This window comes from Streptomyces sp. NPDC032126, assembly GCF_055580085.1.
Window position 1 is genome coordinate 267982 of sequence record NZ_JBVIMA010000008.1, and the last position, 21917, is coordinate 289898.

General features: G+C 70.7%; 19 protein-coding genes. 8 read left to right on the plus strand and 11 right to left on the minus strand.

The features are described 5' to 3' along the window. Nucleotides 1-28: 28 nt before the first annotated feature. The gene (locus tag ACZ5NW_RS28700; RefSeq protein ID WP_468746835.1) at nucleotides 29-1840 is read left to right on the plus strand and encodes a hypothetical protein; all 1812 of its coding nucleotides are present in this window, start codon (nucleotides 29-31) and stop codon (nucleotides 1838-1840) included. A 93-nt stretch (nucleotides 1841-1933) separates the two neighbouring features. Further along, nucleotides 1934-5614 carry a hypothetical protein gene (locus ACZ5NW_RS28705; protein ID WP_468746836.1) on the plus strand — a complete coding sequence of 1227 codons (3681 nt, stop codon included), beginning with the start codon at nucleotides 1934-1936 and terminating at the stop codon, nucleotides 5612-5614. A gap of 348 nt (nucleotides 5615-5962) precedes the next feature. On the opposite strand, the gene ACZ5NW_RS28710 is transcribed toward ACZ5NW_RS28705, so the two are convergent. Beyond that, nucleotides 5963-6094 (minus strand): hypothetical protein, encoded by a 132-nt coding sequence (locus ACZ5NW_RS28710; RefSeq protein WP_468746837.1) that lies wholly within the window; start codon nucleotides 6092-6094, stop codon nucleotides 5963-5965. Nucleotides 6095-6332: 238 nt separating this feature from the next. Between ACZ5NW_RS28710 and ACZ5NW_RS28715 the strand changes: the two genes are divergently transcribed. Beyond that, nucleotides 6333-7361 (plus strand): winged helix-turn-helix domain-containing protein, encoded by a 1029-nt coding sequence (locus ACZ5NW_RS28715; protein WP_468746838.1) that lies wholly within the window; start codon nucleotides 6333-6335, stop codon nucleotides 7359-7361. Between the two features lie 69 nt (nucleotides 7362-7430). On the opposite strand, the gene ACZ5NW_RS28720 is transcribed toward ACZ5NW_RS28715, so the two are convergent. Next, nucleotides 7431-8777, minus strand: a complete 1347-nt coding sequence (locus ACZ5NW_RS28720) for a cytochrome P450 (RefSeq protein WP_468746839.1) — start codon at nucleotides 8775-8777, stop codon at nucleotides 7431-7433. A gap of 219 nt (nucleotides 8778-8996) precedes the next feature. Here ACZ5NW_RS28720 and ACZ5NW_RS28725 point away from each other — a divergent pair, with 219 nt between their 5' ends. Continuing rightward, nucleotides 8997-9407 carry a VOC family protein gene (locus ACZ5NW_RS28725; protein WP_468746840.1) on the plus strand — a complete coding sequence of 137 codons (411 nt, stop codon included), beginning with the start codon at nucleotides 8997-8999 and terminating at the stop codon, nucleotides 9405-9407. Here ACZ5NW_RS28725 and ACZ5NW_RS28730 read toward each other — a convergent pair. Both ACZ5NW_RS28730 and ACZ5NW_RS28735 read right to left on the minus strand, forming a co-directional pair. After that, nucleotides 9396-10253, minus strand: coding sequence for an endonuclease/exonuclease/phosphatase family protein (locus ACZ5NW_RS28730; protein ID WP_468746841.1), 858 nt, complete (start codon nucleotides 10251-10253; stop codon nucleotides 9396-9398). The genes ACZ5NW_RS28725 and ACZ5NW_RS28730 overlap by 12 nt on opposite strands. A gap of 65 nt (nucleotides 10254-10318) precedes the next feature. Beyond that, on the minus strand, nucleotides 10319-11149 hold the full coding sequence (locus tag ACZ5NW_RS28735; RefSeq protein ID WP_468746842.1) for a helix-turn-helix transcriptional regulator: 831 nt from the start codon (nucleotides 11147-11149) through the stop codon (nucleotides 10319-10321). Nucleotides 11150-11277: 128 nt separating this feature from the next. Here ACZ5NW_RS28735 and ACZ5NW_RS28740 point away from each other — a divergent pair, with 128 nt between their 5' ends. Next, a complete protein-coding gene (locus tag ACZ5NW_RS28740) occupies nucleotides 11278-12033 on the plus strand; it encodes an NAD(P)H-dependent oxidoreductase (RefSeq protein WP_468746843.1) in 756 nt (251 codons plus the stop codon). Between the two features lie 31 nt (nucleotides 12034-12064). On the opposite strand, the gene ACZ5NW_RS28745 is transcribed toward ACZ5NW_RS28740, so the two are convergent. Further along, on the minus strand, nucleotides 12065-12949 hold the full coding sequence (locus ACZ5NW_RS28745) for a helix-turn-helix transcriptional regulator (protein ID WP_468746844.1): 885 nt from the start codon (nucleotides 12947-12949) through the stop codon (nucleotides 12065-12067). Between the two features lie 197 nt (nucleotides 12950-13146). Here ACZ5NW_RS28745 and ACZ5NW_RS28750 point away from each other — a divergent pair, with 197 nt between their 5' ends. Further along, nucleotides 13147-13581, plus strand: coding sequence for a nuclear transport factor 2 family protein (locus ACZ5NW_RS28750; protein WP_468746845.1), 435 nt, complete (start codon nucleotides 13147-13149; stop codon nucleotides 13579-13581). A gap of 45 nt (nucleotides 13582-13626) precedes the next feature. On the opposite strand, the gene ACZ5NW_RS28755 is transcribed toward ACZ5NW_RS28750, so the two are convergent. The 4 genes from ACZ5NW_RS28755 to ACZ5NW_RS28770 all read right to left on the minus strand — a co-directional run bounded on the left by ACZ5NW_RS28755 (nucleotide 13627) and on the right by ACZ5NW_RS28770 (nucleotide 16581). Continuing rightward, on the minus strand, nucleotides 13627-14040 hold the full coding sequence (locus ACZ5NW_RS28755) for a cytidine deaminase family protein (protein ID WP_468746846.1): 414 nt from the start codon (nucleotides 14038-14040) through the stop codon (nucleotides 13627-13629). 84 nt (nucleotides 14041-14124) lie between these two features. Beyond that, on the minus strand, nucleotides 14125-14709 hold the full coding sequence (locus ACZ5NW_RS28760) for a TerD family protein (RefSeq protein ID WP_468746847.1): 585 nt from the start codon (nucleotides 14707-14709) through the stop codon (nucleotides 14125-14127). Between the two features lie 115 nt (nucleotides 14710-14824). Beyond that, nucleotides 14825-15553, minus strand: coding sequence for a TIGR03943 family putative permease subunit (locus ACZ5NW_RS28765; protein ID WP_468746848.1), 729 nt, complete (start codon nucleotides 15551-15553; stop codon nucleotides 14825-14827). After that, nucleotides 15550-16581: a permease gene (locus ACZ5NW_RS28770; RefSeq protein ID WP_468746849.1), complete on the minus strand. Its 1032-nt coding sequence runs from the start codon at nucleotides 16579-16581 to the stop codon at nucleotides 15550-15552. Before ACZ5NW_RS28770 ends, ACZ5NW_RS28765 begins: the two co-directional genes overlap by 4 nt. A gap of 187 nt (nucleotides 16582-16768) precedes the next feature. Here ACZ5NW_RS28770 and ACZ5NW_RS28775 point away from each other — a divergent pair, with 187 nt between their 5' ends. After that, nucleotides 16769-17674, plus strand: a complete 906-nt coding sequence (locus tag ACZ5NW_RS28775; protein WP_468746850.1) for a poly-gamma-glutamate hydrolase family protein — start codon at nucleotides 16769-16771, stop codon at nucleotides 17672-17674. Between the two features lie 90 nt (nucleotides 17675-17764). Here ACZ5NW_RS28775 and ACZ5NW_RS28780 read toward each other — a convergent pair whose 3' ends face one another. Continuing rightward, nucleotides 17765-19321, minus strand: coding sequence for a serine hydrolase (locus ACZ5NW_RS28780; protein WP_468746851.1), 1557 nt, complete (start codon nucleotides 19319-19321; stop codon nucleotides 17765-17767). A gap of 212 nt (nucleotides 19322-19533) precedes the next feature. Here ACZ5NW_RS28780 and ACZ5NW_RS28785 point away from each other — a divergent pair, with 212 nt between their 5' ends. Next, the gene (locus ACZ5NW_RS28785; RefSeq protein WP_468746852.1) at nucleotides 19534-20655 is read left to right on the plus strand and encodes an ABC transporter substrate-binding protein; all 1122 of its coding nucleotides are present in this window, start codon (nucleotides 19534-19536) and stop codon (nucleotides 20653-20655) included. A gap of 95 nt (nucleotides 20656-20750) precedes the next feature. Here the strand turns inward: ACZ5NW_RS28785 and ACZ5NW_RS28790 are convergent, their stop codons facing one another. Further along, the gene (locus ACZ5NW_RS28790) at nucleotides 20751-21902 is read right to left on the minus strand and encodes a DUF3103 family protein (RefSeq protein ID WP_468746853.1); all 1152 of its coding nucleotides are present in this window, start codon (nucleotides 21900-21902) and stop codon (nucleotides 20751-20753) included. Nucleotides 21903-21917: the final 15 nt, after the last annotated feature.

The following is a 21917-nucleotide window of genomic DNA, read 5'->3' on the forward strand; positions in this document are numbered from 1 at the left end:
CCCCCGAGCCCGTCTCCAGGGAGTCACCGTGGGAACCACCCTCATCAGCTTCGTCTACACCACCATGAAGAAGCGGTTGAACAATCCCGACAGCCGATACTGGCTGCCGACCTTGCTCAAGGGCGTGCAGACACCGGACGGGGGCACCCTGACGCCGCTGCGGGCTCCGAAGTGGGAGCTCGGCACGGTCGGGGGCAAGCACGGCGGAACGGTGGGCGCCACCATCGCGGACGGCTGGTGGGACGAGGTCACAGCGGCCCACGAGGTCGCCCTGGACCGCCGGAACATGCTGGTGGAAGCCGACCGGGAAGTACCGCCGGAGCTGCGGGACCTCCCCGACGACCTGGATGCCTTCACCGCCCGCCCGAGCAGGGACAGCCCGCTGCCCGTGCTGTCCTTCTCCCCCGTCGAAGTCCACCACCTCCCCAACGCCGCTGTGCGAGAGCTCACCGGGCTCATCAAGACCGCCGACGGCTACCGGGGAACGGTCCGCATCGAGTTGGGGACCTACGACACCGGTGAGTGGAAGGGCCGCAACCGGATCAGGATCGTCACCCGCTATCTGCTGAGCCAGGAAGTCGTCGCCGCCGACGACCCCGTGGACGGCTCCACCGGCCCGCTGCCCCCGACGACGACGGTGGTAGGCGGCCTGGAGGGCGTCAGCTGGCCGAAGCAGGTGGTGCAGGGGCGCGGAAAGGTCGAACTCACCGTCCGGGGCCTCGCGTTCGACGTCGGGGTCACGCTCAGTGTTCCGGGCAGCGGGCCCGGCCGCACCCTGGCGGCCCGGATCGAATCCATTGACGTCGCAGCCGGCAGCACCCCCGCGTTCTCACTGGCCGAGGAGGATCTGACCATCGAGGACGAGCGGGCCACTCCGAGAGACATCCGGCGTTGGAAGCGGGCCGCCATGGACGCGATCAACAGCCCCGACGCGGAGGCCGCGTTCCGCGTCGCGCTGCAGGACGCCCTCTCGGACCCCGCCCAGCGCGACGAACTCTCCGCCACCGTCACCCAGCAGCTCGCCGCGGTGCTCGACGGGGTACTGGGTCCCGTACCGGACGGCGCCCTGCCCACCGGGGAGTCCGACGCCGGAGCGGAGCCGGTGGAGCAGTACCTGTTCGACCGCGTGAGGTACGCGGTGAACTCGCCTTCGTCCGACTTCTACCCGCCGGCTGTCGTCCACTCCGTGCAGGACCCCGGACTCGCCCCCCTCCGGATCGCGAGCCTCGATCTCGGCGAGCAGTCCATCGACGACATCGAGCTGAGCAGCGTCCGCCTGCACGACATCACCGTCGAGGGCATCCCCAACGTGCTGATCCCGCCGGAGGACGCGCGACTGACGGCCGGCGGTATCGACGTGGGGCTGAGGTTCGGCCGTATCGCCGGCCGGCCCGACATCCCGGGCACACGCGGCCCGGACGGCTCGCCGCACCGGGTGCCCGAGCCCCCGCTGCTCCTCAGCGGCCGGTTCGAGGCGGCCTTCCCGCCGGACGACGAGGACGAGGACGAGGACGAGGACGACGTCATCCAAGGAGACATCACGGCAACCGTCCTGCGGCCCTCGCTGCTGATGGGACTGGTCTTCGACGGTCCCGACGCCGACGTCCTGCAGATCTCCGTACGCTCGCTCGACCTGGAGCTCTCCCCCGGGGAGCTGACCGTGGACGTGGCCACCGGCGACGTCTTCCGGGAGGTGATCCGCACGCTGTTCAACTCCGTTGATGTCAAGGCGAAGATCCTCCAGGAGATCCGCGCGCGGGCGACCGCCCGGAAGGACGCGATCGCCGCCGGCCTGACCGCCGCCACCCGCGACATCATCGCCGCCAACCTCACGCAATAGCCCTGCGCCGGGCAGGTGTGCGGCCTACCCCCGCCGCCCCCACCACCACCTTCCGCCCGCCGCGCTCCGCGGCATACCCTCCGGGATCCCCCCATGCACGTACAGGAACTGAACGCCCTCGTCACCCAGCGCACCACAGCCGACAGCGTCAAGCTCACCAGCGACGACTTCGGCGCTGCCGCTGCGCCGCTGGTGTCCGAATGGCTCGGCGGCGCCCTCACCGTCACCGGGGTGACACGCAACGCCCGCCCCGACGGGACCGTCGTCCTGGACGGAACCACCGACCTGCTCGGAGTGACCGGCCGGCCGGTCACCGGTATCGAGATCGGTCTCGACCCCGCCGACCAGCGGCCCTCGCTCTACCTCCCCTTCACGCTCCCCACTACGTGGACATTCCCCGCCTCCTTCCCGGAGACCAAGGACAGCGACCTGGCCCGGCTCGCCTTCACCAGGGAACCGGAGTTCCTCCTCAGCTCCACCGTCCGGCCGGCGGCTGACGGGCGACCGCCCCTGCTGCCGGGGCTGACCTTCCACGGCGCCGGGGTGACGAAGCCGGACGCACCGGAATGGCTCGGCGAGCTGCTCACCCTCGCCCAGGGCACTCTCGCACTCTCGGGTCCCGTCACCCGCACTTCCGGTCCCGAGAACAAGCGCCGGGCCCAGATCACGCTGACATCGCCGGCGCGGAGTGCCGGGGTGCTGGGGGCGTCCTTCTTCCTGTGGGCCGGCTCACGCACCATCACCGCCGACGACGGCACCAGTACGGTGACCCACCCGGTGTGCCTGCGAGCCGACCTCACACTCGACCGGGGCATGACGGCGACGGTCAGCGCGCCGCTGCCCTCCGGGAACGACAAGGTGGCCTTCGCCGCGGAGGTGCTGCCCGGCGCGCACCTGCCGGCAGCCGTCCTGGCGTCCTGGGACGGCAGTGGAAGTGCGATGCGGCAACTGACGGGCCAGGGCTTCGAGCTGGGCGACACCGTGCTGCTCACCGAACTCGGCCTCGTCATCGATCCGGAGAAGCTCGACGAAGGGTTGAAGGAGGCGGTCACCGAGGTCACCGTCAAGGCCGCCGCCAGGCCCACGGTCGCCTGGCCGGTGGCGGAGTCCGTCAAGGTGACCGAAGTGGGCGCCAAGCTCACCGTCACCCGACCGCTGACGCGCAAGCCAGGCGCCACCGTGACCGGGTACGGCACCTTCACCGTCACCCCGGCGCTCCGGATGACCGCCAGCGCCCTCATCCCGCCCGGCACCTTCCGGCTCACCCAGGACAAGGACACCACCGCCAAGCTCACCGACGTCCTCAAGGCCTTCCAGCTCAATGCGCCGGCCGGCCTCCCCGACCTGACGCTGAGCGGGTTCAGCGCATCCGCCACCCCCAAGGAGGGCGAGTACTCCCTCACGGCCAAGGTCGCCACCTCGTGGTCCCTCCCGCTGGGCGCGGCCGAAGTGACGCTCACCGGCGCCGAGCTCAAGCTCGATCGGAAGAAGAAGAAAAAGGATGAGCAGGAGGGAAAGGAGGAGAAGGACGAGAAGGAAAGAGAGAAGGGCAAGGAGGGAGCCGCGAAGGAACCGACGGACCGCCCGGACTCCACTCACGACGTCACGAGCAAGGTGTCGGCCACCGCGAAACTCGGCCGCAAGGGCAGCGACAAGACCGTCGACTTCACGGCGGCCTGGACCCACCCGAGGCCCTTCGCTTTGGAGGGGAGGCTCCCCGACATCGAACTCACCGAGTTGCTCGACCGCCTGTCCTGCCCGCTCGACCTGCCCGACGGGACTCCGGCTGTCTTGCTCAAGGGTTCCCGAGCCACGCTGAGCGCGAGCAAGGCCGTGGCCGGTCAACCAGCTGCGGACGTGCACTACGAACTCGGCCTGTCCACGACCGTCGCCTTCGGAACCGGCACCCAGCGCTCCGTGACGCTCACCGGCAAGGCCGGCCGATCCGCCGACGGCACCTTCTTCGCCGCCGCCCTCTGGCAGCAGGACTGGTCGTGGTCGCCCAAGGACGTCGAGGGCTGGGGAGACGTCCTCGGCATCCTCGGCGACCTCTCCTTCCGCAAGTCGGGCCTGGCCATCTGCACCGCGGACGGTGTCACCCTGGAAGCCGGCGCGAAGCTGCCCGACACCCTGCCCGAGAAGCTGGACCGCGGCCTGACCTTCTTCAGCGAGGTCGGCTGGGGTGAATCGCTCGCTTTCCTGGGAGAGATCTTCCCTGGCACCGAGGGCATCCGGCTCAGCGCACGACTCGCCCGCCCGATCGCCGACTCGGAGTTCACCGCCGCCATCGGCAAAGAGGACACCGGTGAGGGCTTCGGCTCCCTGAATCTGACCATCGTTCCCAAGAAGCTGAAGATCGGGCTCTCCACCATCTTCTCCCTCGATGTCTCCGGCCTCGGGTCACCGTCCGGGACCACCCTGCGGTTCGTCGTCGAGGGGGCGGTGGAGAAGGCCGCCACGGGCTGGCTCCTGAGCCTCGGCCTGGTCCTCAAGGCCGACGAAACCGGCGGCCCGGGCGTGGCCGGGCAGCTCGCGCCCGGTCAGCTGTCCGCGGTCATGCTCGACCGACCCGGGCACATCCTGCTGACCCGGACAGTCGAAGCGGGCCCCGCGCGTGCCGAAGCCGCCCTCCCCCGCACCGGCGGGACGCTCCCGGCCGTGCCCGCGGTGCCGCCGGCGGAGCAGCGGCCCACATGGCGGAACGCCTTCGGTATCGACGGCTTCGACATCGCGTACTTCTACCTGGAGATGGCCTACAGCGCCCTCAACGGGTTCACCCTGGGCGGCGGCGGCTCCGTCGACATCGGACCGGCGTCCCTCGAACTGTCGGTGCACGGCAGGATCGGCAACCCGCCGTCGATCAGCGCCTTCTACTTCTCGCTGGCCGCGACGTCCCGAAAGCGCGGGGTGACGATCCTCGACCTGGTCAAGATCGTCGCAGCCGATCCGCCGTCCGCCCTGGACCCGCTGGACACGGTGGTCGTCCGGGAACTCCTCCTGTGCGCCGTCTCCGATCCGGACGGCTGGACCAACCGGGCGACCGGGCAGCACTGGGAGCCGGGCTTCTACGCCAGGGGCGACATCTCTCTCGGCTCCGACGCCTGGGAGTTCCAGGTACGCATCGAGCCCACGAGGCTCTACGTCTGCAGCCAGGTACGGCACCCCATCGAACTGGGCGGCGTCTTCACGTTCGCCGGCAGCGACGGTACCCAAGGCCCGCAGTTCCTGCTCGACACCGGAGACCTCAGGCAACTTCGGTTGCCTGACAAGCTCTTCTACCTCTCCGGCAGCCTTTCCCTGCTCGGGCACCGCGTCCTCGCCGTCGAGGCTCTGCTGGCGCAGGGCGGCTTCGCCTTCGACCTCGCCGTGGACATCGTCACCGCCCGGGTGGCGGTCCGCTGCCGCCTCAACGAGCAGGGGCTGAAGGCCAGTGCCCGGGTCGACCTCGGCTTCGACATCACCCTGCCCCGTGACGCCCGGATCGCGGGGATTCCGCTGGGCGTCGGCCTGCTGGTCGGGGTGCACGTGAGAGGCGAGATCGAGGTCGACGTCACCACGGGGGCGATGGTCCGGCTCAGCGGCGCCTTCTCGCTGCGCGCCCTCGACACCACGCTCGTCTCCACCAGCGCGGAACTGAACTTCGGCATCCGTTCCTGGAACGACGTGGTCAACGTCCTGGAGCAGGACCCGGGGAAGGTTCTGGAGGAGGTGGTCACCGACGTTTGGGAGACCACCAAGAACTGCGCCGTCAGGACGGCCGGTGCACTGATGTGAACCCGAGGCCCGCCCGGCCGGCAACTTGACCGCCAGGTCCTCCTCCCCTGCCGCTGCCGCCAGCAGGGCGGCGGCCACCCCGACGGCCATCGCGCACCCGTCAGCCGACGAGCCGTCCTCCGCGGCGGAACCATGGCCGCACCGCAGCGATGAAGACTGCGCCCCGTCGAAGTCCTCGACCGGGCACAGCCCAGGAGGTCCCCGCCGAAGTGGCGGGCCGGTCCGCCGGCTCACCGCCCCACGAAGGGCAGGGAGCCGTACCGCTTGCCGTCCTCGGTGTCGATCACCCGGCGAGCCACGCGCGGTGTTCGGGGATGCCCTCGGGGTCGTAACCGAAGGCGCGCAGCGTCACGAGTACCGGTACGCGCACAGGGCGCCGGACGGACACGCGTCCGCCGCCGCCGACATGGCCGATCCGACGGCCGGGCCCATGCCGACCGCGGCGATCGCCGCTCCGCTCGCCATCAGCTTCCTGAACATACGCCGATGCCCTTCCCGCCATGGTGCGCGGACGCGACGGCCGAAGCGGTCGCGCGCCCGCGGGACCGGCCCGCGGGCGCGCGTTCCCCCGCTCCCCCGCCTCCCGACCTCCGCGATCGGGAGCAGCCACAGCCTGGCTCCTCACCCGGCGGCGGATCGACGTGATTCGGTCTGGTCCGAACAACGGCATTCCCGGAGGATCGGCCGAGACCGTGCCGTAGGGGACTCGGAGGGAACAGTGGTCTACTGCATTCACTTCACGGTCGAGGACCTGGCGCGCACGAGAGTCGCGGAGACGCCGCCACCGCTGTGGGAACTGAGCATCGCCGTACGGCAGTTGCAGGAGCGCAGTCACCCGGTGCGGTTCGCGGCCTGGCGGCGGCGTGCCGTCGCCGGACTCCTTCCCCAGGCCCGGATGGTCCTCGAACTGACGCCGCCCCGGGGCTGGGTGCCGAGCTTTCTGGCCCCCTCGGACACCGGCAGCCCGCGGGAGATGCTGGAAAGGGCGCGTGCCACTCCCCGCTCGCGGATCCACAGCGGTCTGGGAGCCGCGGCCGAGCGCGGGCCCCTGCCCGCCTGGACCCGCCGCATGGCCGACGACCCCCGGCTGCGGGACTCGTTCTTCACGGGCCTGGAGAACCTCTACGACCATCTGCTGGACCCGTACTGGGATCGGATCACGGGGTTCACCGCGGCCGACCACCGAGCGCGCATCAGGGAATCGGCGGCGGGCGGCATGGAGAGGCTGCTCGCTTCCCTCAACCCGCGCCGCATCCGCTGGAGCCCGCCCGTTCTGGAGATCGCGATGGCCTCGGGCCTCGAGGGCGACCTGCTGCTGGAGGGCAGAGGGCTGCTGCTCATTCCGTCGGTCTTCGGTATCGAGGCACCGGTCATCGACTTCGAGGCCGAGCCACAGCCCACACTCACCTACCCGGCCCGCTTCGGCGACGGATCTGGCGTGCTGGCTCTGTCCGACCCGGCGTCAGGTCCGGTGTCCTCCGTGGTGTCGTCGCCGCTCGCCTCCGTTCTGGGGCGCACCCGGGCAGAGGTCCTCCATGCCATCGCCGAACACCCCGCCTGCTCGACCACACAACTAGCCGCGCTCGTGGGCATCGCGCCGGCCACGGCGAGCGAACACGCCACCAGCCTGCGCGAGGCCGGTCTGATCCACACGATCCGAAGCCGCAACACGGCCCTCCACAGCCCCACACCCGTCGGAGTCGCCCTCCTCCACGCACCCCCTGGAAACGCTGCTCCTCCGGGGTGACCGCCGCCCGTTCGGCACCGCGCGACCATGGTGCTGAGCTTCGCGGTGGCGGGGTCCGTGTACGTGGTCCTATGCCGACACGGTCCCGTTGGGTGGTGGAGTCAAGGTTGCGGTCGTGGTGCCGTCGGGGCGGACGGTGATGCCGTGGATCGCCTTTGTGGGGGTCGCGGAGAAGGTCAGGGTGTGGGCCGGCAGGAGGTGGGCCAGCAGGATGGTCGATTCGAGGAGCGCGAATTGCAGGCCGAGGCAGGCGCGGGGGCCCATGCCGAAGGGGAAGTAGGCGCCGGGGTGGGCCGGTCGGCCGTCCGGGGTGAGGAAGCGCCGGGGGTCGAAGCGCTCGGGGTCGGGCCACAGCGCGGGGTCGCGGTGGGTGAGGTAGGGGCAGACCAGGATGTCGGTACCCGCCTCGATGGCGTAGCCGGCGATGGTGTCGTCCTCGGCGGCGTGGCGGGGCAGGATCCAGGCGGAGGGGTAGAGCCGGAGCGTCTCGTGGACCAGAGCCTGGAGGGCCTGACGGCGTTGAGCTGAGCCTTCGGGGCCCGCGGCGAGAGCTTGTTCGCGGGCGGCGGGGTACTGGTCGAGGAGCAGGTAGAGCCACGTCAGGGTGGTGGCGGTGGTCTCGTGCCCGGCCACGAGCAGCGTGACCAGTTCGTCGCGGATCAGCCGGTCGGTGTACTCGGGGCGCTCGGTGGCCGCGTCGGTCAGTACGTGCAGCAGGCCCGGTCCGTCGGGCCCCACGGCCCCGCTGCGGGCGGCGGCGATGGCGTGCCGGGCGACCGCGTCGATGCGGGCGAGTTCGCCGGCGACGGCGTCCTGGGCGTCGGTGGCGTCGGCGGGCAGCGTCGGAAGGGCGGCCGCTACGGCGGTCACGGCGGCCAGTTCTCGTTCGGTCGTGTCATCGAGGGCGTGACCGGTGAGCGAGCGCCAGATGGCGTCCAGGGCGAAGCGGCGCATCTCCTGCCCGACGTCCACGGTCTGCCCGGTGCGGGCGTACGTCTCCCAGCGCCCGGCGGTGGTCCGGGCGGCCTCGGTGATCCGCTGTTCGTAGCGGCGCATCCCGGGCCCGGTGAACTGGGACTGCAGCAAGCGGCGCTGCCGCTTCCATGCATCCCCGGTGGCGGCGAGGACGCCGTCGCCGATCAGCACACGGGCGCGGTGGGAGCGCTTGACGTAGCGCTCCGGGTGCCGGGCGAGGACGTGCTGGACCGCCTGCGGGTCGGTGACGAGAACGGTCGGGCTCGGCCCGAGCCGGAACGCGGCGATCCCGCCGCACCGCTCGCGCACCTGGGACAGCAGGTCGACGAGTTCCCCTCCCCCGGACCGCCACCGCTCCACCAGTCCGGGCTCGGCCTCGGGCACGGGCCGCCCGCTTCCCCGGACGAACGGGAGGGAGCCGGGACCGGCTTCGGTGTCCATGTTCCTTCTCCCCGGGTCAACCGCTGGGCCTGGCCGCGCCGGAGCGACGACACCACGGACTGTACGGGATCGGGCGCGTGAGGTGACAGCGGCCCGGCACGCCGGCAGAAGCCCCCGGTTCGGTGCCGGAACCGGCCCGGTGCCTGCGATACGGTCGGCCGTGCCGACGCTGACCTGCATCAATTCCTCGCCCCCAGCTGCGCCGAAGGAGCAAGTGGCATGGAGATCGTGACATCGCGGAAGATCACCACGTTTCTGATGTTCGAGGGCAACGCCGAGGAGGCGATGACCTTCTACATCTCTCTCTTCGACGACGCCGAGATCGTCCACATCACCCGTTACGGCGCCGACGGCCCCGGCAAGGAGGGGAGCGTGCAGCACGCGACGTTCTCCCTCGGCGGCGAGCAGTTCATGTGCATCGACAGCCCCGTGCAACACGGCTTCAGCTTCACCCCCGCGATCTCGCTCTTCGTGCAGTGCGAGAACGAGGCCGAGATCGACCGTCTCTACGCGGCCCTGGTCGAACGCGGTACGGCGCTGATGCCGCTGGGCGACCATGGCTTCAGCGCCAGGTTCGGCTGGGTCAACGACCGTTTCGGCGTCTCCTGGCAGCTGAACCTACCCGCGTGAGCCGCCTCGGTCCGAGACGTCGGCCACCAGCAGGTGGTGATCCGAGTAGGGGGTCGGGTGGACGCGGTGCCGCAGCGGGGCCACGCCCCGGAGGAAGACGTAGTCGAACTTGCTCTGCCAGTCGGTGGTCGGGGCGCAGTCGCCGGTGGGTGAGGGACGGCAGTGGGGGTCGGTGTCCGCGGCCAGCGCCCACAGCGCGGTGAGTTCGGGAGCGTCCGGCACGGCGTTGAAGTCGCCGAGGACGATGGCGTGGTCGTACTGGGCGACCGCCGCGGCGAGTACGGCGGTCTGCCCTGCTCGCACGTTCTCCTGGCGTCGTTCGGCGAGGTGGGTGTTGAAGACACGGACGGACCGACCGCCCACCGTCGTGGTCACCGCCATGTAGCCGCGGGCCTCCGAACCGCCGTCGGGGTATTTCACGGTGACGTGGTCCGTCATCGGTGTCGCCGAGAGAATCGCCTGGCCGTAGGCCCCGGGACTCCAGGGCGCGCCCCCGCAGCGGCTCCATTTGCGCAGCACCGACCCGTACTTCACGTGGTAGACCAGCCCGTAATGGTTCTTCAGAGCGTCCCGGATGCTCTCGACGTCCCGCACGCAGGCTTCTTGCAGGCCGATGACCTGGGGTGCGTACGTGGCGATCTCCGCCGCTCTGTCGGTGTTGGACTCCTTGCAGGGGTTGCAGATGTTCCAGGTGACGACCCGGTTCGGTACGACGTGCTTGACGGCCTCGGCGGGCAGGGACCCTGCGGCCGAAGGGCCACCGCCGGACGCGTGGGAGCCGATGAGCACCACGCAGGTCACGATCAAGGCGCCCACGAGCCATCGCGTACCCCTACCGTGCACCATGGCCTCCTCACGGCGGATCCCCCGGCAACCGACCTGTCCGTCCCCGAGGTTAGGGGACGACGAGGTCAGGGGACGAGGTTGGCGAGCAGCCGCAGGTTGTCCTGGTCGGTGCTGTCCGGCTCGGCGGTCAGGGTGATCAGTTCCTGGCCCGAGCCGTCCGGCAGGACGAACCGCTCCTGGTGCAAGGTGATCACGCCGATCATGGGATGCCGGAAGCGTTTGGGTCCGTGGCTGCGCACGCTGACCTGGGCCGCGCCCCACAGTTCGCTGAACCGGCGGCTGCCGATGGACAGTTCACCGATGAGTGCGGCCAGCTCCGGGTCGCCGGGGAACTCGCCGGCCGCGTGCCGCAGATGGGCCACGGTGTCGGCGCTGCACGACTCCCGGTCGACGTAGGGCTGGCAGCGGTCGGCGTCCAGGAAGATCATCCGTGCCAGGTTGCGCTCGGGCGCGGGCACGGTGTCGAGGTCGCCGTAGAGCAGTCCGGCCAGCGTGTTGTGGGCCAGTATGTCCATGCGGTGGTTGAGGACCAGTGCCGGTATGTCCTGGACGGCGTCGAGCACCTGCCGCAGCTGGGGGCGGATCTCGGCGGGGTAGCGGCACAGGGGCGGTCGGCGGTTGCGGAGCCGGGCCAGCCGGTGCAGGTGGTCGCGCGCCGCGTCGTCGAGCCGCAGAGCGCGCGACAGCGCGTCCAGCACCTGCTCCGAGGGCTGTGTGGCCCGTCCCTGTTCGAGTCTCGTGTAGTAGTCGACGCTCACCCCGGCCAGCTGCGCCAGCTCCTCGCGTCGCAGACCGGACACCCGTCGGCGGGCGCTGACGGTGACGCCGACCGACGCCGGTGTCACCCGCGCCCGGCGTGACTGGAGAAACGCGCCGAGATCGCCGAGATCATCCATTCCCCCAGTATGCGCACCGCTCTGCCGCGGTGGCGCCGGCGACGGTGGCCCTGCCAGTCCTAGGATCACGGATCCGCGGTCAGCCATGCCTCTGGTTCGGGGCGGGCACCGGACCGAGGATCGCCGACATGAAGGTATTGATCGTTTACGCGCACCCCGACCCGACGTCACTGACCGGCTCCCTCAAGGACGTGGCGGTGGAGACGCTGCGCGGCCAGGGACACGAGGTCGTGGTCAGCGACCTGTACGCCATGAAGTGGAAGTCCGAGGCCGATTACGGCGACTTCGACGACATCACCGGTCCGGATTTCATGCGCGCCTCGGGTGAGGCGTACGCCTCGGCCCGGCTCGGCGAGGACATCCGCGCCGAACAGCGGAAACTGATGGACGCCGACCTCGTCATCCTCCACTATCCGCTGTGGTGGTTCACCGTGCCCGCGATCCTCAAGGGCTGGATCGACCGGGTCTTCACCTACGACTTCGCGTACGGTCCCGCCATACCGCGCTACGGGGACGGACCGTTCGCCGGCAAACGGGCCATGGTCGTCACCACCACCGGCGGTCGGGCGAGCAATTACACCGATCGCGGCGTCAACGGCCCCATGGAGGACCTGCTGTTCCCGATCAACCACGGCGTGCTGTGGTTCACCGGCTTCCAGGTGCTGCCGCCGTTCGTGGCGCACCGGGCGGTCGATCTGACCGAGGAACGCTTCGTCGAACTGGCCGAGTCGTACCGGCGGCGGTTGGCGGACGTCGCCACCGCCGAGCCGATCCCGTACCGGCCGGAGCGCGGCGGCGACTACGACGACACCCTCCAACTGAGGCCGGACCGCGCGGCCGGGGGCGTCTCCGGATTCGCACTCCACACGGCCGACACCACCTGAGCCGACCGCCCGCCCCCGCGTCGGTCGATCGTCAGGAGCCGCTCGTGGATTGCGCGTTCTGGTCCAGGCCGGTTGTGGCGGACCAGCTGGCGAGCAGCTTCAGGGCGTCCTCCGCGGCGGTTCCGGGGGGTGCGCTGTAGACGACCACGCTCAGGCCGCTTTCGTCCGGCAGGCTCATGGTCTCCTGATCGAGTTCCAGCTCACCGACGAGCGGATGGTTGAGGCGTTTGGTGCTCTCGCGGAAGACATGCACGTCGTGGGATCCCCACATCACGCGGAAGGTGTCGCTGCGGGTGGACAGTTCACCGATCAGGTTCGACAGTTCCCGGTCGTAGGGGCTCTTCCCCGCCTCGACGCGCAGGGCGCCCACGGCGAAGCGGGTCATGCGCTCCCAGTCGGTGTAGAACCGCCTGGCTGCTGGATTGAGGAACGCGAACCGGGCGACATTCGCCCCGCAGGCCGGGTCGGCGTACATCTCCGAGTACAGGGCCCGGCCCAGTGGGTTGGCGGCCAGCGCGTCGAGGCGGTTGTTCATCACGTATGCCGGCATCCCCGGCATGCCTTCGACGATCCGCGCCACGCTCGGCCTCACCGTCGGCCGGACCTCCCGCTGCCGTGCCCGCGCCCCCGGCGCCGACCCGGCGGCGCGGGCGAGGTCGTACAGGTACATGCGCTCGATGGCATCCAGTCGCAGGGCGCGAGCCAGGGCGTCCAGCACGCTGTCGGAGACACCTTGGAGGTTGCCGCGCTCCAGGCGCGTGTAGTACTCGACGCTGACCCCGGCGAGCGTGGCGACCTCTCCCCTGCGCAGTCCGGGCACCCGCCGCTGACCGTAGGTCGGCAGACCCGCCTGCTCGGGGGTGATCTTGTCGCGTCGGGAGCGGAGGAAAGCGCTGACTGCGTCCCGGTTGTCCATGACGCCAGGGTAGGCAGGCCACGCGAGCTGTGGGGGACCCTGCCAGTACCCCTCACAGCGGAAACTCCCCCGTCACGCTCCACTGCCGTTGCATGGTGCGTGCCCCGATCCTCTGGGGCCCGACCGGTGCGAGGACCCATGCGTCCCCGGGCCGGCCGACCTTTCCCGTCCTGGAACAAAACTGAAGGGCACGCAAGATGAGCAACCAGATGAAGACGCCGGCGGAGAGCCCGGCGCAGGTCGTGCGAGGGCTCTATGACGCGCTGAGCAAGGGCGACGTGCCGGGTGTCCTGGCCAAGCTCGCCCCGGAGGTGGTCATCGACGAGCCGACCCAACTCCCCTACGGCGGCGTGCACCAGGGCCGCGAGGTGTTCGTGCAGTCGATCCTGGGCGCGATGATGGGCTACGCCGACGTCGCCATCACCGATGCCGAGGTGTTCGAGGGCCCGACCGGCGTCGTCGGAACGCTCACCGGAACGCTCACGGCCCACACCACCGGTGAGGAGTTCCCGCTGACCATGGTCGAGATCCACCAGGTCGAGGACGGCACGGTGCGCAAGATCGACGTCTACACCAAGAACCCCCACGAGCTCGCCGCGTTCTACGCACGCGCCGAGGCGGGCACCGGCTGACGACGGCACCTCGTCAAGTGCCGGGAGGCGAGCCGTGGTTATGCATCACTCGGCGTCGAGCTGGTGGTCGGCCCAGACGTAGCTCTCGGGCAGCAGGTCGGTGATGCCGACGGTGCGCACGCGGTCGCCGTTGCCGACGATGACCTTGAGGGCCGGGAAGTAGTCGAGGAGCGCCTGCCGGCAGCGGCCGCAGGGAGGGACCACCCCTCGGTCGCGGTCGCCCACGGCGACGATCGTGTCCAGCTCGTAGACGCCCTGGGCGGCTGCCGCGCCGATGAGGACCAGCTCGGCGCAGGGCCCTCCGGTGAAGTGGTAGGCGTTCACCGCGGTGACGATCCGGCCGTCCTCGGCGCGGGCCGCGGCCGCCATGGTGTGGTTGTCACCCCGGCAGCGGGTACGGGCGACGTCCGTCGCGGCCTGGACGAGTTCGTGGTCTACGGGGTGGTGCTGCGTGGTCATCTCGTTCTCGTCGTTCTCGTCGTTCTCGTCGGCGTGTTTGGGTTCCGCCGCCCGGAACCGCGCCCGGGCGGCGTGTGAACCCGGCTACTTGCTGATCGCGAAGCGCATGAGGGAGTGCTCGTCGCCCTGCTTGATCTTCCCGGTCACGTTGATCACTTCCAGCTTCCAACTGCCGCCGACCCGCATGGCCTTGGCCACCGCGCAACCGTTGTCCTGCGTCAGCAGGCTGGGCCAGATGTCGGCGACCTGCTGGGAGCTTCCCCCGGTCGCGTCGTAGACCTTGAAGCTGATGTTGCGGGCCCTCTGGAAGTCGCTGCCCTTCTTGTAGGCGGCGGCGACGAAGACGATCGACGTGATCTGGGGCGGTATCCGGGCGAACTCGACGGTCACCGACTCGTCGTCCCCGTCGCCGTGGCCCGTGTGATTGTCTCCGCTGTGGACCAGCGAGCCGTTGCCCATGGGGTCGAGGGAGTCCAGGCCTGCGAGCCGCACCGGGTCCGTGCCCTGCATGGCGATGGCGATCAGGTCCAGATCGGTGCCGGTCTTACGGCGCAGCTTGCCGAGCACTCCGCCGCTGCTGCCCGATGTGGGGTCCCAGGACACGCCGATGGACAGATGGGTCACACCGTCCAGATCTGCCGGGCCGTCTTCCTTGGTGAGCGTGATCATGGGCCTTCCCTCTCCTGTGGTCTGCAACACGCAGAGTGTGCCCTGGATCTTGTGCGGGATGTGTGACAAATCCGCACCGGATCCGCTGCATCCCCGCGACCGGGCGCCCCCACGATCACGAAGAGGGGGTGAGCGGCAGGTCGTCCGTGTAGGCGTTGACGGGCGGGGAGACGCGTCGCGCGCTGTGGACGTCCAGGGCGGCCTCGGCCGTCCTCGTGCCGAGCGTGCCCCGGGCGTGCCAGGTGCCCGTCACCGCCAGCCAGGTGTCGGCCGGCGGGGCCTGCGTGCCGTACATCCGTACCTTGACGGACTGTGAGTCGGCCGCGCAGCAGGTGAAGATGATCCGGGTGAGGTACCAGCCGCCGCCTGTTCCGGCCGGGGTGACGAAGCCGGTCATCTGCACCGTACGGCCTTGGATGGCCCGCTCCTGGTCCTGCTGGACGCGGGTGGTGAAGTCCGTGAGGGTCATCGGCAGCGGCGAGGTCGCGGGCAGCGGGTCGAAGCCCTTGCGCTCCTCGACCGCCTTGTCGTGGGAGCGGGACGCGGTGTACGCGCCGAGTGCGGGCGGGGCGTAGAAGAGGAGGCTCAGCGCGGGGAGGAACAGCAGCCAGGCGACGCGCGGTGCGCCCGAGTGGTCGTGCTCGTGACCGGGGTGGTGGTGCTCGCGTCCCCTGTCGAGCACGGCTCCGGCCGCGCCGAGCAGCACCAGGGCCGCGCCGGAGACGATGAGGAGCGGGCGCAGCCCTTCCTTGACGTAGCGCAGATAGAGGTCGGTGAAGAGGGCGGCATGCAGCAGGCCGATGCCGGCCAGGACCAGGAGCAGCACCTGTACGGGGCGTTTCACAGCAGTGCGCCTCCGATCAGGGCGGTGACGGCGACCGCCACGACGGTGGTCGCGGTGGAGAAGCGCCAGGCGAACGACCGCCCGAAGGTTCCCGCCTGAAGGGCGATCAGTTTGAGGTCGACCATGGGGCCGACCACCATGAACGCCAGCCGGGCGGTCGGCGAGAAGCCGGTGAGGGAGGCCGCGACGAAGGCGTCGGCCTCCGAACAGACCGCCAGCACCACGGCCAGTCCGGTCAGGAAGAGCACCGACAGCCAGGGCGATCCGGAGAAGGTGTCGAGGACCGAACGCGGCACGGCGACGTTGAAGGTGGCGGCGGCCATGGCGCCGAGGACGAGGAAGCCGCCGGCGTGCAGGAAGTCGTGCTGGAAGCCGAGCCGGAACTCCGTCCAGCGATGGCCTCCGTGCTGATGCCCCAGGTGCCGGACGGCCGGCCGCAGCCACTCCGTCTTCCCCAGCCAGAGCCACAGCCAGCCCATGACGGCCGCGGTGGCGAGCGAGGCGGCCAGCCGGGCCACAACCATCGCCGGGCTGTTCGGGAAGGCGACGGCGGTCGCGGTCAGTACGACGGGGTTGATGGCGGGCGCGGAGAGCAGGAAGGCGAAGGCCGCGGCCGGAGTGACGCCCCGGCGGATCAGGCTGTTCGCGACGGGCACGGAGGCGCATTCGCAGCCGGGCAGGACCGCTCCGGCCGCGCCGGCCACGGGGACGGCGAGGACGGCTCGCTTGGGCAGGACGCGCGTGAACAGGTCGGCGGGCACGAACGCGTTGATCGCGCCGGACAGGACCGTGCCCAGGAGCAGGAACGGCAGCGCCTGGACGGTGATGGCCAGACAGACGGTGCGCCAGGCCTGGACCGCCGGATGGTCGATCCAGTGCGGGCCCGTGACCGCCAGCACCGCCGCCGCACTCAGCGCCGCCAGGATCCACGCCACGACCGGCCGGGCGACGCGGCGGCGTCGAGGTGGTCCGGCGGCCACGACCTCTACGTCGCCCGCGACCTCAACCAGCTCGTCCGTTTTTGTCATTGTTTACCCTAAATGTCGGACTTCTGGCTGACGATATTGCGAGAGCGGACGCACGGAGTCGCGCACAACACGCCGCCATGACCGAACCGTGGAATTAGGAGCACGGGATCACCACCAGGACGCCCGGTTGTCATGTTCAGGGGACCCGGCGCACGGCTCCGACCGGGCATGATGCAGGATCAGCCCCGTGAACAACACCAGCAGACGCACCGTCCTCACGTCCGTCGCGGCCGTCGCCGCCGCCCTGCCCACCCTCAACGCGGTGGTGGGCAACGGCGCCACGCCGGCCGCGGCAGCCGACCGGTACGGGTCCAACACCGAGCTGTACACGCTCACCGCGGACAAGGAGGGCACCGACTGGATGCGCCGGTTCCGCATCGGCGCGCCGCTCCAGCTCACCGACAACGCCCGCAGCACGAGCAGCGCCATCAGCAGCACGGCGGTGATCGCGCCGCACGGCGGTGGCATCGAGGCGGGCACGAGCGAGCTGTGCCTGGCCATCGCCGGGTACACGCCCTTCGACGCCAACACCGACCCGGCGAGCGCGGCGGTGCCGTCGGAGCCGCAGCGGGACTACTGGATGTTCGAGGCCCTGGCCAACTCCACCGAGCAGCACGTCACCTCCACCCACTGCGACGACCCGGCCGCCCTCGCCGTCTGCGCCGCCAACCTGTACGCCGTCGCCCTGCACGGCTTCGACGACACCACCGTCAAGAAGATCATCATCGGTGGCCGGGACGAGCGCCTGAAGCGCAACCTGATGGCGGCCTTCACGAAGTACGGTCTGACCTCTCCGTCGTCCACCACCGGCTGGGATGTGACCGTGGTCTTCGCCGGCGCCACCGACCCCATCAACGGCGACGACCCGACCAACATCGTCAACCGCACGCGCACCGGCGCCGGCGCCCAGCTGGAGCTCTCCACGGCGCTGCGCAAGGCGATGTTCGGCGACTTCTCGGGCGCCCCCAAGCGCAGGACGACGGCCGGCGTGCCGAGCGCCGAGAGCCCCTACGCCGACCACTTCTGGAACGGTTTCGTGAACGCCGTCCGCGAAGCGATCAAGAACCACGAGCTCGGCCTCGCCGCGGTCTGAACCGACGCGGCGCGGGCCCGGTGCGCGAGCGGCGGCTGAGCCGGCAGACTCGGCTCGCCGCAGCGCGCTCTCGCGCCCGGCGCCGCCCGGTCACCTGGGCGACGCGGCGGTGCGGGTGAACGTGCCCAGCCCCTCGTGGTTCAGGTACTCGACGGTGAAGGACTTCCCGTCCGGGGTGAAGGTGACCCCGGTGAGGCCGACGGCGTTCTCGCCGGCGGTCGGGAAACTGAAGGTGTTGCCGTCGTAGTGCGTCAACTTGTACGACTGCGGCTTCGGCCCCAGACGCAGCGTCAGGGCACCGTCCGAACCGGCGACGACCTGCGCCCGACCGTAGTAGTCGCTCGCGTACGTACCCGTGTAGGTGCCGGCGGCCTTCGCAGGGGCGGCATCGGCAGGCGGGTGGGCGTAATCGGTCTTCGACCGGCCCTCTTCCATCTGCTGTCGGTAGACCGCGTCGACGAGGGGGATCCAGTCCCGGACGACCTTCCCGTGCTCCGCGATGTCGAAGAAGTCGAGGGCGACGGCGTCGGCGACCCCGACCGGTGAGGCGTTGGTCAGGACGACGATGCCGAGCTGCTCGCCGGGCAGCATGGTGACGTTGGTGTGCGCGCCCAGCTCGAACCCTCCCGTGTGCGAGAGCCTGAGGCGGCCCGCGTCGTCGTAACTGACGTTCCAGCCCAGGCCGTAGAAGCCGGTCCGGCCGGCCGGGGCGTGGGGCGGGCTGGACACCGTCTCGGGCCAGTGGGTGCGCTCCAGGGCCTCGGCGTCGATGATCTGCTTGCCGTCGAGCTTGCCGTTGGCGAGCTGAAGCCGCAGCCAGGTCGACATGTCGCGGGCGGTGGAGCTGACGCCGCCGGCGGGCGACTGCGCGTCCGGGTCCCGGACGAACTGGGCCTGCCAGGTGCCGTTCGCGGTCTTGGCGTGACCCCAGGCCCGGTCGGTGGCGTTCGCGTAGTCCTCGAAGCGTGAGCTGGTGGAGTCCATGCCGGCCGGCTTGTAGAGGGTGTCCTCGGAGAGCTTCTCCCAGGGCACGCCCTTGGCGTCGGCGACCGCCTGAGCGGCGGCCGTCAGACCGAAGTTGGTGTAGGCGTAGCTCGCGCGGAACGGCGTGAGCGGCTCGTAGCGCAGGTGGGACAGGATGTACGCCCGGTCGTAGCCGAGGTCTTCGAGAAGGTCACCGGCGTGGTCGGGCAGGCCGCTGCGGTGCGCGAAGAGGTCCGCGACCGTCACATGGGAGGTCACCCACGGGTCCTTCAGGCGGAAGCCCGGCACATGCGGGGCGACGGGCTGGGACCAGCCGTCGACGCCGACGGCCCCGGCCACGACGGTCGAGGCGACGGGCTTCGAGACGGAGGCCAGCTGGAAGACGGTGTCGGCGTCGACGGCGGCTGTCTCGCCGACCTTCCGGATGCCGTATCCCTTCAGGAAGAGCACCTTGCCGTCGTGGACGACGCCGACGGCCGCGCCCGGGATCCCGGTGCGTTTCATGGCCGCTTTCACCACCCCGTCGAGCTGGCCGACGGCCCGCTGCACATCCGCGTCGTCCAGCTGGGGCGGCGGCTGCGGAGGGGGCGGCGAGGGTCCTGGCGCGTTGGCGCCCAGGAGCGCTGTCAGCCCGGCTGCGGCGATCCAACGGAAAGCGCTCATGTCTTCCATTGAAAGACCCTCGCCGAGATGTGTCGCGCGCAGCCGGACCGGCCCCGCCATCAGCGCGATAGCGGTGAGCCGCGGAGCGGACACACTCCGCGACATCGCGAGGGGTCCCCGGGCTCGACCGCGAACGCGCGCGGGCCGGTCGACCGACGAGGGGGACGGGGCGCTGAGGCCGGACCTGCTCGGCTCGGCTACTGTCGGCGCGCATGAACACGCCACCATCACCGCCTGGGGCAGGGCGGACTGACGCGCCCTCAGTGCGGATCGGCGCTCTCGCTCCGCTGACCCGGCCCGGCTGGGTCGAGGCAGGCAGGCACGTGCTCGCCGGAATCGAACTGGCCGTCGGGGAGGTCAATGACACCGGCGGGATCGGCGGAAGGCCGCTTGAGCTGGTGGTCCGGGACACCGCGGCCGATCCGCTGAAGGCCGCGGCGGCCGTGGACGACCTGGCTCGCCTGGGCGTAGCGGCCTTGGCGGGGGAATACCACAGCGTCGCCGCCCGGGCCGCCGCCGCCCGGGCCGACGCCCTCGGCCTGCCGTACCTCTGCTCGTCGGCGGTTCTCGACACGCTCACCGACCGGCCGACGGACTGGGTCGCGCGGCTCTCCCCGCCGCAGTCACGCGGCTGGCGGGTCTACGCGGACTTCCTCCTCGACGCGGGCCACACCCGCATCGCCGCGGCGGTCCAGTCGAGTGTCTACTGGACGGCGGGGACCCGCGTACTGCGGGACCACCTCGCTCAACGCGGCGGTACCGTCATCGAACTGGACATGAGCGAACTCACCCCCGCGGCCCTGTGCGACCAGCTCGTCGCCCAGGAGGCGACCGCCCTCCTTCTTCTGGTGGGCCATCCGGATCCGGCCGTTCCGATCGTCAGGTCCGTACGCCGGGACCCGCGCCTCGCCGAGATCCTGATCGGTGCTCCCGCCGGGCAGCCGGAGTTCGCCGAATGGGCGGCCTCGCTGGGCGACGACGGCACCGGGGTCCCGTTCCTGCGCTACCTGCCCGAGCGCCTCACCCCCCTCGGAACACGCGTCGACGAGGCCCTGCGCGAACGGCTGGGCGAGGCGCCCTCCTTCGTCGCCTTCGAGGGCTACGACACGGTCGCCGTCCTCGCGGATGTGCTGCGTTCTCATGGCGTGGAACGGGCGGACGTGGCCGGGGCCTGGCCGCGCGTCGCGGTCGACGGCACCCGCGGGCGGATCCGGTTCTCCCGCACGCCGGGCATCGACGTCTGGCAATGGACCTGGGCACCTGTCCAGGTCGTCGACCGTGATCCGGCGCGACCGGACCGCTTTCGCATCCTCGCCGGGACGGAACTCGCCTGAGCGAGGGGCATGGACAGGGGTGCAGGGGGGACGCGCGTCGGTGCGCGTCCGCCCCCGCACTTTCCTCGGATCGGGTGCGGGCACGAGGCTGCCGGTCAGAACTCCTGTACGAAGTACGGCTCCAGGGTCATCCAGCCGTTCGCGCGGGCTCCGTAGCGCGTTCCGCTGTCGCTCCGGGCCAGGGTGTACCAGGAGTCGACGTAATCCGGGTCGTCCGTCCACCAGTCGTTGGGGATGGCGTCCAGCACCGAGTTCACCAGCGGAATGTAGGTGCCCTGGTCGGCGACGGTGAGCAGCACGGCGGCGATCGCCTTGGCGAGGTCGCGGTAGTTGGTACTGCCGTCGTCCTCCATCATCACGGCGTCGGCCAGGTTGTACTTGTAGAACGACCAGTTGACCAGGATCTGGTTGGGGCGGTAGACCGTGCCGTCGTTGTCCAGATACGGCATGTCGACAGGGTCGACGCGGACCTTGCCGTCCTGGCCGAAACCGGTGACCAGGGTGTAGATCTCGGCGTCGCCCTTGATCCAGGGTTCCTCGTCGTCGGAGAGTTCGACCGCGGTGATGCGGGACGTCCAGAAGCCCCCGGTGGCCGCCTGGGTGCGCGAGCCGTCCGACGGGGCCTGCTTACCGGCCTCGGGTGCGATGGAGTGCACGCCGTGGCGCGCCAGTTCCTTGTTCAGTACGTCCAGGCCGGCGGCGAGCGCCTTGGCGCCGTCGAGATCGACGACGTAGACGGGGTGTGCGGGCGCCTTGCGCGCGTCGAGCGTATGCGTCCGGCCGCGGCTGTCGTAAGCGGTGACGGGCGCGGCCTCGTCGTCGGAGGTGGCCGCCGCCACCCACGGGGTGACCCCGGCGGCGAGCGCCGGGCGCATGGAGGCGTCCCCGAGGCGCAGGCGCAGCAGCGGGCCGACCTCGGCGTCGAGGCCCTTCGCCGCGGCGATCTGGCGGTCGTCCGCGGTCAGGGTGGACTTCAGGGCGGGGCCGGACAGGGTGGTGACGTCCACCTCCTCGGAGGTGAGCGCCGCGTGCTGGAGGCGGGCCCGCCAGGCGCGGTCGCCGAGCGAGTCGGCAATCGCCCGCGCGGCGTGCTCCTCCGCTGTCTGGACCGTGGACGCGGGGATGGGGGTGGGGGTGGCCTGCGGGGCCGCCGTGGCCGGCAGGGTGTCGAGGGTCTGTGCGGCACACAGAGCGAGCAGGGTCGCCGTGACGGCGCCGAGGCCGCGGCGAGTGTGACGAGGTCTCACGTGGATCGATCCTCC

Excerpts from the sequence above, each read along its gene's own strand:
- ACZ5NW_RS28760 (WP_468746847.1), bottom strand. The coding sequence starts at position 14,709 with ATGATCACGCTCACCAAGGAAGACGGCCCGGCAGATCTGGACGGTGTG.
- ACZ5NW_RS28740 (WP_468746843.1), top strand. The coding sequence starts at position 11,278 with ATGAAGGTATTGATCGTTTACGCGCACCCCGACCCGACGTCACTGACC.
- ACZ5NW_RS28785 (WP_468746852.1), top strand. The coding sequence starts at position 19,534 with ATGAACACGCCACCATCACCGCCTGGGGCAGGGCGGACTGACGCGCCC.
- ACZ5NW_RS28745 (WP_468746844.1), bottom strand. The coding sequence starts at position 12,949 with ATGGACAACCGGGACGCAGTCAGCGCTTTCCTCCGCTCCCGACGCGAC.
- ACZ5NW_RS28750 (WP_468746845.1), top strand. The coding sequence starts at position 13,147 with ATGAGCAACCAGATGAAGACGCCGGCGGAGAGCCCGGCGCAGGTCGTG.
- ACZ5NW_RS28720 (WP_468746839.1), bottom strand. The coding sequence starts at position 8,777 with ATGGACACCGAAGCCGGTCCCGGCTCCCTCCCGTTCGTCCGGGGAAGC.
- ACZ5NW_RS28705 (WP_468746836.1), top strand. The coding sequence starts at position 1,934 with ATGCACGTACAGGAACTGAACGCCCTCGTCACCCAGCGCACCACAGCC.
- ACZ5NW_RS28725 (WP_468746840.1), top strand. The coding sequence starts at position 8,997 with ATGGAGATCGTGACATCGCGGAAGATCACCACGTTTCTGATGTTCGAG.
- ACZ5NW_RS28755 (WP_468746846.1), bottom strand. The coding sequence starts at position 14,040 with ATGACCACGCAGCACCACCCCGTAGACCACGAACTCGTCCAGGCCGCG.
- ACZ5NW_RS28780 (WP_468746851.1), bottom strand. The coding sequence starts at position 19,321 with ATGAGCGCTTTCCGTTGGATCGCCGCAGCCGGGCTGACAGCGCTCCTG.
- ACZ5NW_RS28770 (WP_468746849.1), bottom strand. The coding sequence starts at position 16,581 with ATGACAAAAACGGACGAGCTGGTTGAGGTCGCGGGCGACGTAGAGGTC.
- ACZ5NW_RS28730 (WP_468746841.1), bottom strand. The coding sequence starts at position 10,253 with ATGGTGCACGGTAGGGGTACGCGATGGCTCGTGGGCGCCTTGATCGTG.
- ACZ5NW_RS28735 (WP_468746842.1), bottom strand. The coding sequence starts at position 11,149 with ATGGATGATCTCGGCGATCTCGGCGCGTTTCTCCAGTCACGCCGGGCG.
- ACZ5NW_RS28710 (WP_468746837.1), bottom strand. The coding sequence starts at position 6,094 with ATGTTCAGGAAGCTGATGGCGAGCGGAGCGGCGATCGCCGCGGTCGGC.